Origin of the sequence: Fibrobacter sp., assembly GCF_045601785.1 — a bacterium.
Taxonomy (GTDB): Bacteria; Fibrobacterota; Fibrobacteria; order Fibrobacterales; family Fibrobacteraceae; genus Fibrobacter.
This window is the reverse complement of the sequence record NZ_JAZSAF010000025.1, coordinates 1-10,070: the sequence shown is the minus strand read 5'-3', so window position 1 is coordinate 10,070 and position 10,070 is coordinate 1. Positions and strand designations below refer to the sequence as shown.

The 10,070-nt window shown below is 54.1% G+C and carries 5 protein-coding genes; 3 read left to right on the top strand and 2 right to left on the bottom strand.

Annotation, left to right across the window (positions count from 1 at the left end; translation table 11 throughout):
• Positions 1 to 1,409, top strand: a 1,409-nt coding sequence (polA, locus tag ACKI61_RS04160; protein ID WP_407456524.1) for a DNA polymerase I, incomplete at its 5' end; no start/stop codon positions are given.
• Between the two features lie 225 nt (positions 1,410 to 1,634).
• Here polA and ACKI61_RS04155 read toward each other — a convergent pair.
• Positions 1,635 to 4,598 carry an FISUMP domain-containing protein gene (locus ACKI61_RS04155; protein ID WP_407456523.1) on the bottom strand — a complete coding sequence of 988 codons (2,964 nt, stop codon included), beginning with the start codon at positions 4,596 to 4,598 and terminating at the stop codon, positions 1,635 to 1,637.
• A 229-nt stretch (positions 4,599 to 4,827) separates the two neighbouring features.
• On the opposite strand from ACKI61_RS04155, the gene ACKI61_RS04150 reads away from it, so the two are divergent.
• Entirely contained in the window at positions 4,828 to 6,363 is a 1,536-nt protein-coding gene (locus tag ACKI61_RS04150; protein WP_407456522.1) for a glycoside hydrolase family 5 protein, read from the top strand.
• A 414-nt stretch (positions 6,364 to 6,777) separates the two neighbouring features.
• Positions 6,778 to 8,961 carry a glycoside hydrolase family 5 protein gene (locus tag ACKI61_RS04145; protein ID WP_407456521.1) on the top strand — a complete coding sequence of 728 codons (2,184 nt, stop codon included), beginning with the start codon at positions 6,778 to 6,780 and terminating at the stop codon, positions 8,959 to 8,961.
• A 118-nt stretch (positions 8,962 to 9,079) separates the two neighbouring features.
• Here the strand turns inward: ACKI61_RS04145 and ACKI61_RS04140 are convergent.
• Positions 9,080 to 10,070 (bottom strand): phosphate acyltransferase (locus tag ACKI61_RS04140; protein ID WP_407456520.1); only part of this gene is annotated, 991 nt, incomplete at its 5' end.

Sequence of the window (10,070 nt, the reverse complement as noted above, 5' to 3'; positions counted from 1 at the left end):
GGCTCGACAACCAGGTGATGCAGCGCCTACAGCACGAGATGATTCCCATCGAGAATCTCATCGGGCGCGGCAAGAACCAGATTACGTTTAACCGCACGCCCATCAAGGAAGCCACCGAATACGGCGCCGAAGATGCAGTCTACACGCTCCGCCTTTGGATGCCTCTCCAGCAGGAACTCGAAAAGCTCGACTATGTGAAGTATTTTTTCGAGCAGGAAATGCCCTTGCTGAAGGTACTTTACCAGATGGAATCCGTGGGTGTCGCCATCGACGTTCCGGCACTCAAGACGCTGGAACAGGAACTGGCCCGCCGCATCGAGAATCTGGAAAAGGAAATCTGCGACATGGCGGGAGTCGAGTTCAACATCGGAAGTCCAAAGCAGTTGGGCGACGTGCTTTTCGATACGCTCGGTCTTCCCGAAATCAAGAAGCGCAGTACCGATGCCGTGGTTCTCGAAGAACTCAGCTACAAGGCGCCGCATCCGATCGTTTTCGCCGTCATCGAATACCGCGAACTCAAGAAGATGCAGAGCACCTACATCTCGGTGCTCCCGACGCTGGTGAATCCGGATACCAAGCGCATTCACACGAGCTTTATCCAGTGGGGTACCGCGACGGGCCGCCTTTCGAGCCGCGATCCGAACCTGCAGAACATTCCCGTTCGTAGCGACCTCGGCAAAAAAATCCGCGCCGCATTCGTGCCACAGAGCAAGGATAACGTGATTCTTGCAGTGGACTACTCGCAGATTGAGCTCAGAATGCTTGCCCACTTGAGCGGAGACGAAGCGCTCATCGAAAGCTACAAGGAAGGCATCGACATTCACGCCCGCACCGCCGCCGCCATTTACGGGGTTGGCCTAGACGCCGTCACGAGCGACATGAGGCGCGATGCCAAGGTGGTGAATTTCGGCGTGCTCTACGGCATGACGGCATTCCGCTTGAGCCGCGACCTGAAAATTCCGATGTCGCAGGCGAGGGACTTTATCACAGGCTACTTCGACATGTACCAGGGCGTACAGCAGTATATCGAAGACATCAAGGCGGCCGCCCACCGCGATGGTTATGTAGAAACTCTTTCGGGCCGCCGCCGCTACATCGCAGGCATCGATAGCAGCGACCGCATGGAATCGCAGATGGCCGAGCGCATGGCCGTGAATACTCCTGTGCAGGGCTCCGCCGCCGACTTAATCAAGATTGCGATGATCCGCATCCAGAAGCGAATCAACGCCGAGAACCTACCGCTCCGCATGATGCTGCAAGTGCACGACGAACTCGTATTCGAATGCCCCCGCGACCAGGTGGAAGCAATGGCCCAGATGGTGAAATCCGAGATGGAAGGCGCCATGCAGCTCAAGGTTCCGCTCGTTGCAAGCGTCGGCTTCGGCGAAAACTGGCTAGAAGCGCATTAAAAAGACCGCTCGTGGCACATTAAGCGACCGCTCGTGCCCAGTCACACTAAGTACGTACCCGAAGCACTCGCTCTCGCCGACACGACTCGTCAACACAAGTCGCTTTCGGCTCACGAAAGACCGCTCGTGCCCAATCTTACCAAGTACGTACCCGAAGCACTCGCTCTCGCCGACACGACTCGTCAACACAAGTCGTTTTCGGCTCACGAAAGACCGCTCGTGCGCTTATTCCGCGGACTTGATGCAACGGACGCTATACGCTTCCGTTATCTTGCCTCCCGAAACGGAGCTCGAAACAAAGTTTGCTCCTTCGCTGGACAAATAGAACGCTTCATACTCGTTCAATGAACAGTCTTGAACATACCAGAACCATGCTTCGTACTTTGCATATACAGATGTGCGCTCATTATACATGAGGCCACCGGGGAGAGCCGTAAAGCCCAACATATCCGTCCCATTATTGATATTGTCCGAATCATCCAACCAGCCGTCCTTCGCGCGCAAACCACTCTGCGGGTCTCCCCCCATAAGCGCAATAAAATTATACAACTCTCGCCACTCCGATTTCGACGGCAAATGCCAACCCGCAGGGCATACCTGGCTTGACAATTCGCAGGAATAGAACGAGCCGTAGGCGTCGCACTGTTCAGCCTCATTGCCGTAGCACCAGCGGTTTCCTTCCAGTTCGGGCTTTGTGACAGAATCTCTGTAGTCCAGGTTTTCAGCCATCCATGTTTGGTCCCAGATGTCGATCGTCTTGTATACCCTGCCATCGCGCGTATCCGTGAACGAGCCATATTCCCACGCGGTCGAATCTATTTTCCAACCCTTTTCGCTGCAAACGAAATGCGTATTGTTCACCACAATTTTCTTGCCGTAGATATAACTGGTACAGCCTAAATTCAAGCGCATTTCCCTTTCCGTGGGCAACCGGAATCCACCATTTTCGCAAACGTAAACGCGGCCAGCAGCTCCGTTATGCTCATCGTGGAACGAGCCGTCGCCATACCTACCCGTCGCACTGCACTCATCGCGGTCTTCGTAGGTATCGCTGTAAACCTGTGGAGCCAGCTGCCAACTCCTGGATACGGTACCCCAGGTTTGCTTTTTGCAAACATAGTACCCATCGTTGTACTTTACTGCTGACGTATCGTCTTCCACAAGGCACGCCGTTCCGCCCAATGACACCATGATGCTGTCCATCCTGGTGCCTTCGCGCCACTTGCCATCTTGAAACACGCAATAGCGGTGCGTCGCAGGGCATCTCAGGACTTCGCCTTCCTCGTAGTCTGTGCCCAGCAGTATTGAGTCCGCCATCTCGTCCGAAACTTTTTTCCACACGAGATTATCGCACATGTACCACATGCCATTATTAGACGATTTTTCCACCGCACCCTGACGCGCCGCCGTGCAGCCCCGAAATCCCAGCAGGCAATTGGAACTATCTCGTTCGTGCCAGGCCCCGCTCTCGTACACAAAACATTGACGCGGGATAGCATTCACCCTCCACTTAACCTGGCTTTCTTCCCCTACCGTCCAGCTGAAGTCTTCATATTCGTCATTGCTCATCGGAATCCAGTTCCCGTTCTGACAGACATATACAGCCATGTCGTTATAGTGGACTGCCGTATTCATGGTCGCATCATTACAGGGCATGGACATGCGGGCATCCTGGACGCAGCGAACAGAAAGGTGCATCGTGCTACCCAGCGTTCTCGCCATGGACACTCCTGTTTTTTGAAATATCATGTAATACGAAAGTTTTTCTTCTATAGAATTGTAGTAGAATGAACTTGTCCAGAAATGCGTTTTCAACTTTCTGGGAGGAATCAGCGTCATGCCGAACCTTTCAAAGTCCGATGCCTCCAAGCTTCCTACAGACCTAAACAGCTCATTCCATTCTTCCATGCTCGGCAAGTGCCAACCCGCAGGGCAAACTTCCTTGGCGTCGTCCCAATAATATTCAGAGCTTTCTCCGTAGTTCAAGTCATCGGCCATCCAGTTCTGGATCCCTATTTTGATGGTATGGTAAGCCTGTCCGTCACGGGCATCCACCAGTTTGCCGTAATCGAAGCTTACCGAGTCTCTATTTTCTGTCGTATCCTTGACAACCGTGGTATCGCTGACCTGAGCCGTGTCTTTGACATCTGTGGTGTCTTTCACCTGCACCGAGTCCTTGACATCCGAGGAGTCCTTCACCTGTACCGAGTCTTTTACTTCTACGGAATCCTTGACTAGTGTAGAATCTTTTTCCTTGGGAGACCACCTGCCATTTTTACATACAAAATAGACACCCCTGCGGACGCTATTAGAATTGTCGTTCATCGACACTGCATTTTCATGTTTCGAATCGCACTCATCGAACCCATAGGCTTTCCACCAGAAGGAATCAATGTAAGATTGAACGGGTTTGCGGAACGAATCAAACTTGCCGTTCAAGCCCTGTTCCACCGCCCAGTCGGCCATAATTGCCGCGGTGCGACCATTTTTCCAAAGGCCGTCTTTTTCAAGGTCATCTACAAAATTCAAAATCCGCTCGGCAAGTTTCGAACTGTCTATTCCATCACCGTTGTTTTTTGAGACAAGATTAAGCGAACGGTCAGAAACACCATCCTTCTCCAACCCACCTAGCATCAACACACTTATTGCAAGTAGCGCCGCGTTACCGTCACCGCCACCATTGAGATTCAGATCTTCCGCCAATTCAAAGTCGCCCTTGATGCCAAATGCAGCAAGCACTTCAAGCTGCGCCTGCTTTTTGGCCTTCGCGAAAGTCATACCTTCTTCCGTTACAAGGTGAAGCAGTCGCTTGTATTCCAAGTGCGTAAGCAAATTTATGTTTGCTGCTTTAAGTTCTGCATGGTTCACCACCGCATGCAAGTTCACCGACGCTTTGGTCGCCTTGCCCGTAAGTTCATTGCGGAACGTCCCCTCTACCGTCAGCATTGCGTATGGGGATTCGAACTCGTCGAATGTTAAAGAATAAGCACCGTCGTCATCATGCACGGAACCTTCGATTTTTTCGCCTACCGGCTGGAGCGAAACCTCATCAAGTTCTTGAATAGAAACCTTCGAGCCCTTCGTGAACGGGCCCTTTTGCGCAAAACCCGCAAGCATCCTTTGCTTAACATTCGGGGAATCTTCAATCGAACTACCGTCATCGCCACATGCAACTAACAACGCGAGCAAAAACGCATAGATAAAGGCAATCCAAAATGTCCGATTTATAGAAGTCATCCTCACCACTCAAAATAGGCACTGTTCAAAATATATAAAACACTTCCAGAAGAAATTTTTACACCTTGTTGTAGCTTACACAATGTTTTTTTTTGCCTGAATTATCATTTTTGGGGCACTTAGCCTATTTCAAATATAGATTATAGGAGAAAAATTGTTTGGTGACTCTCTCGAGGATAAAATGAAGCAAATTCTTGCAAAAACCGCCATTTTCGCCATTGCAGGCGCAATTTCTGCAATGGCAGCCCTCCCCACCGCTAAGGAAGTCCAGGCCAACATGGGCATGGGCTTCAACATCGGAAACTCCATGGAAGTGCCAAATAGTCCCACCCTTTGGGGCAACCCTTTCCCGACCCAGGACCTGCTCGACTCCGTGAAAGCCGCCGGATTCAACACGGTTCGCATTCCCTGCGCCTGGGACAGCCACGCTCCCGGTGGAGTCATCACCGAAACCTGGCTCGACTCGGTCAAGACCGTGGTCGACTACGCCATGCGCGCAGGCCTCTACACGATTTTGAACATCCACCACGAAGGTGAAGGCGGCTGGTTCCAGAGCAACATCGGCACAAATGTCGACAACGGCATCGACACCAAAATGAAGAATTACTGGACTCAGATTGCAAACAAGTTCAAGAACTACAACGAGCGTTTGATTTTCGCAGGCGCTAACGAACCCGGTCCGAATGTGAACACATGGACTGCAGAGCATGTGTCCACTCTCATGCATTACTACCAGACCTTTATCGACGCCGTTCGCGCTACGGGTGGCAACAACGAGACCCGCACGCTGATTATCCAGGGTCTGAACACCGACATCGACAAGTCTGTCGCAAACGCGCCCGTAAGCACATTCCCCACCGACAAGGTCAGCGGATACCTAATGTTCGAAGTGCACTACTACGACCCGTACCAGTACACGCTCATGACTAGCCAGCAGGACTGGGGCGCCCCTGGTGGAGAAATGATTCTGCCGCAGTACTACTACGGCGACTACCAGAAGGCTAGCGAACCCAAGCGCAATGCGGGCTACAATGCGTGGGCAGGCTCCATTGATTCGAAACTCGCAAGCATTACCCATCCGCAGGAACAGTTCGCCAAGATGAAGTCAAACTACGTGGACAAGGGTTACCCGGTAATTGTCGGCGAATTCGGCGCAAACGTCCGCAGCCCGGACCTGAGCGGTTCCGACCTGGACCTCCACAAGCAGGGCCGCGTGCAGTGGCACAAAGATGTCGTTTCTGCAGCAAAGCAATACGGGCTTACGCCAATCCTCTGGGACATGGGCAACGAGAGCAATAGCGGCTACGACAACATGGCCTACATCCGCCGCCAGAGCAGCCCCGTGGGCAAGGTGCTCGAAACCGACGTCATCAACGCCATGCGCAGCGTCTATAACTTGGGCAACTATGTGAACAACGGCGTCACCCATGTAGAAGACTTCACCACCGATGCTTCGAGCCAATGCGACGCCATGATTCCGGAATGCGGCTGGACAGAAGGTCTCAACACGGTCGCTGGGGCCGCAGTCAAGTTCCGCCGCGAAGGGAATATGCTCTGGGGCATGGGCACAATCAAGCTCTTCGACCTGAAGGGCAACCTGGTCCGCACCGCAGGCAGCAACGCCTCCGATGCAACCACCATGCAGCTGCAGGGAATCCGCCAGGGGGTCTATATCGCCCGCAACGGCGCACAGACGCTTCGCGTGCAGGTGAAATAGGACATTTTCAAGCACCATTTACAGACTTTTTCGCCCCATTGGGGTACTTAGTCCGTAATTTTCAGGCAAAAACGCCCTAAAAAGTAACTTTTTCAGGCAAAAGAAGGCCAAAAGTAGCCCGAAAGTCGATTTTTTCCACGATTTTCGGGCTTTTTTACGGACTAAACGCGCGTTTTTGCAAGTTTAGTCCGTAAGGACGCCTTAAGCGGCCTTAAACGGTCATAAAACAGCCTTAAAATAGCCCCAAAGCAACACAAAATCACCCCGTTTTTGTTCCAACACGTCCCGTTGAGAGTTCTACACCGCAAAAATCGCGCCGAAACACATTTTTCTTTATTTTCGGGGTTCCAGAATCTAATTTCAAGGAAAACTACAACGGGGCTCATTATGCCCGTACATATATAAGGAGTCAAAATGTTTGGTATCGGAAAGTTTGGATTCGTATGCGGAGCCGCACTCTTGGTCAGCACCGCTGCATTCGCACTCCCCAAAGCGACCGACCTGGTTGAGCCCATGGGCATGGGCTACAACATCGGCAACACCATGGAAGTGCCCGAAAACCCGACCGGATGGGGCAACCCGCTCCCGACCGCAGCCTACATCAAGGCAATCAAGGCAGCCGGCTTCAACACCGTGCGTATTCCTTGCGCCTGGTATTCTCATTCTGATGCTCTCGCCAAGGATATCGCCGCATACGGCGGCACCGCCGACAACTCTACCTACAAGCATGTAGGCAAGGCTTCTGATTTTACCAACCCCACGATTGACGCCGCTTGGCTCGCCCAGGTCAAGGAAGTGGTGGACATGATTATCGCCGAAGGCATGTACGCGGTGCTGAACTCGCACTGGGACGAAGGCTGGCTCGAAGACCGCGTGTATGACGGTACCGCCAACCCGCGCAGCGGAGCAGGCGATATCACCAACAGCTCTGCAACGACCAAGGCCCGCCAGGCCGCCTACTGGAAGCAGATTGCCACCTACTTCAAGGACTACGACGAGCACCTCCTCTTTGCTGGCGCCAATGAACCGGCCGTGAACGACCCATGGGGCGCAAGCGGTCAATGGGCATTCGACGACTCCCGTATGCAGATTTTAAAGGGCTACTACGAAGCATTCATTACTTCCGTGCGTAGCGCAGGCGGCAACAACGACACCCGCACCTTGATCGTGCAGGCTCCGCGTACCGAAATGGACAACGCCCCTATGCTCAGCACGAACTGGCCGACCGACCCGGCTGGCGCTGGCTACATGATGGCCGAAGTCCACTACTACCCGTACCAGTACTCCCTCATGACCGCTGACGAAGATTGGGGCAAGCAGTTCTATTATTATACCGGCCTTCACAGCACGACCGACACGGAACACAACATGGGCTGGAACGTTTACTCCAACAGCATCGACAACTCCGCCCTCGGCACCCCGAACCAAATCAAGAAGGCTTTCGGTGAACTCAAGACCATGTTCTGCGACAAGGGCATTCCCGTAATCATCGGCGAACTCGGCGCCATCAAGCGTACCGGCCAGATTACCGATGCAGCGAACCTCAAGCTCCACTTGCAGGGCCGCGCTCTCTTCTACGGTGAAGTCGCCAAGAACGCGAAGGCCAACGGCATTGTTCCTTACGTTTGGGATACCGGTGCAGAAGACGATGGCAACATGACTATCATCACCCGTCAGCAGGGCACCTACAGCATTCTCGACCCGGACGTGTTGAACGCACTGCAGAAGGCTTACGGCCAGGAAGGCAACAACCAGAGCAACCTTGACAGCCTGGTAAACGAAAACGAAGTCCCCGAAACCGAAGCAGGCAAAGGCGTGCAGGTGACCTACGCGACCAAGACCTCCGACTCCAGCGAAGTGGGCACGCTCCGTATCAACCTTTCTGGCACCAAGAAGGACCTTTCCCAATACGTGGGCATTGAAATCCGCCTGAAGGGTTCTGTTGAAACTGCAGGCGGGTGCACCGGCGAAAGCGACGGCTGCGGAGAATACGGCTGGACCTCCATGGACCTCTTCATGATGACAGGCGGTTCCTGGGCATGGTTCGACGCGCCCGTTATGGAACAGGCCAACCAGGAACTTGATGCTAGCGCATTCCAGAAGATCCAGGTCAAGTGGGATGATTTCCGCACCGCGCCTACGGACCTCAACGATGCAAACGCCATCGGCCTGAACCTCTACGGCACACAGGTCACCGGCACAATCACCTTTGACTACATCGCGGGCATCAAGGCCGACGGCTCTACCGAAATCCTTGATGACTTCGACAAGAAACCGCAAGTCGAAGGTATCGCAACCGGCAAGGTCGTCGCCCTCGGCAGTACAGGTTCCGATGCCATCAAGCCTGTCCGCGCGGCAAGTTCCAAGATGCTCGTGAACGTACAGCCCGGCTCGGTGACCGCCTCGTTCAGCGCAGCCACAGCAGGCATGGCAAGCGCCACGCTCATGAACTTCATGGGCCAGGTCATCGACCAGAAGAACTTCAATGCAAGCAAGGGCGCGAACAGCGTCGAACTGCAGAGCAACTACCGCGGGGCAGCAATGCTCATCGTGAAGCAGGGCAGCCAGCGCTACGCCCAGAAGGTTCTCCTGAAGTAACATAAAGCCCGCAAGGCAGGAGTGTCCTTGTCGGGCTAATCCCCAAGAGGGATGTGTGGAAATCCCCCGCAGCGAATGCCGCGGGGGATATTTTCAGACCGCTCGTTCGTCGCAGTCCTTACCACATCTTGTCGAACTTCTTGCGGTTCTTTTCCTCGTCCTTCTTCTCCTGCACAATCGCGTCGATCACAGCGGCGACCGTCAGGTTGAAGATATCGTGCACGGAGGCGTCGGAGTCGGTGAAATGCACCGGCTTGTTCAGGCCCATCTGCACGGGGCCAATGGATTCGCCCACGCCCATCTCGAGGAGCATCTTGCAGGTCGTATTTGCAGAAGAGAGGCACGGGAAGATAAGCGTGTTGACCGTCTGGCCCTTGAGCTTGTTGAACGGGTACTTGGTATCGCGCAGTTGCTTGTCGAGCGCCACGTTCACCTGCATTTCGCCATCGATCATGTAGTCCGGGAACTGCTCGTGAATCATCTTCACCGCATCGCGGGCCTTGTTTGCCGTACCGCGGGCCGCTTCCTTGTCACTGCCGAAGTTCGCGTAGCTGAGCATCGCCATCACCGGTTCGTGAGCGAAGAACCGCACCGCGTCGTGCGTGAGCTTCACGACATCCACGAGCGTTTCGGCATCGGGGTCGCGGTTCACGAGCGTATCGGCCAGGAAGAACGTTCCCTTGCGCGTGCTCAGGATATGCATTGCACCGAAGTGCTTGTATTCCTCGCGGATGCCGATGATTTCCTTCGCAAGTTCAATCGTCTCGCTGTACTTGGAGTAGCCGCCCGTGATGAACGCGTCGGCATCGCCCGTCTTGACCATCATCATGCCGAAGTGGTTCGGTTCGAACATGTCGTCGCGGGCCTCGTCGAGCGTCACGCCGTTGCGGCCGTTTTCCTCGGCATAAATCGTCGCGTACTTGCGGCGGCGTTCGAATTCCTCGGGCGAGCGCGGGTTCACAATCTTGATGCCCGTAAGGTCGAGCTGTTCGCGCTGGGCGATAATCTGGATGCGTTCCGGGTTGCCGAGCACAATCGGGTGTGCAACGCCTTCCACCTTCGCCTGCACGGCAGCCTTGAGCATGTTCAGGTTGCTCTCGGCGAACACC

Bases quoted from the DNA above. Each gene is read 5' to 3' on its own strand.
- ACKI61_RS04150 (WP_407456522.1), top strand. From the start codon at position 4,828: ATGAAGCAAATTCTTGCAAAAACCGCCATTTTCGCCATTGCAGGCGCA.
- ACKI61_RS04145 (WP_407456521.1), top strand. From the start codon at position 6,778: ATGTTTGGTATCGGAAAGTTTGGATTCGTATGCGGAGCCGCACTCTTG.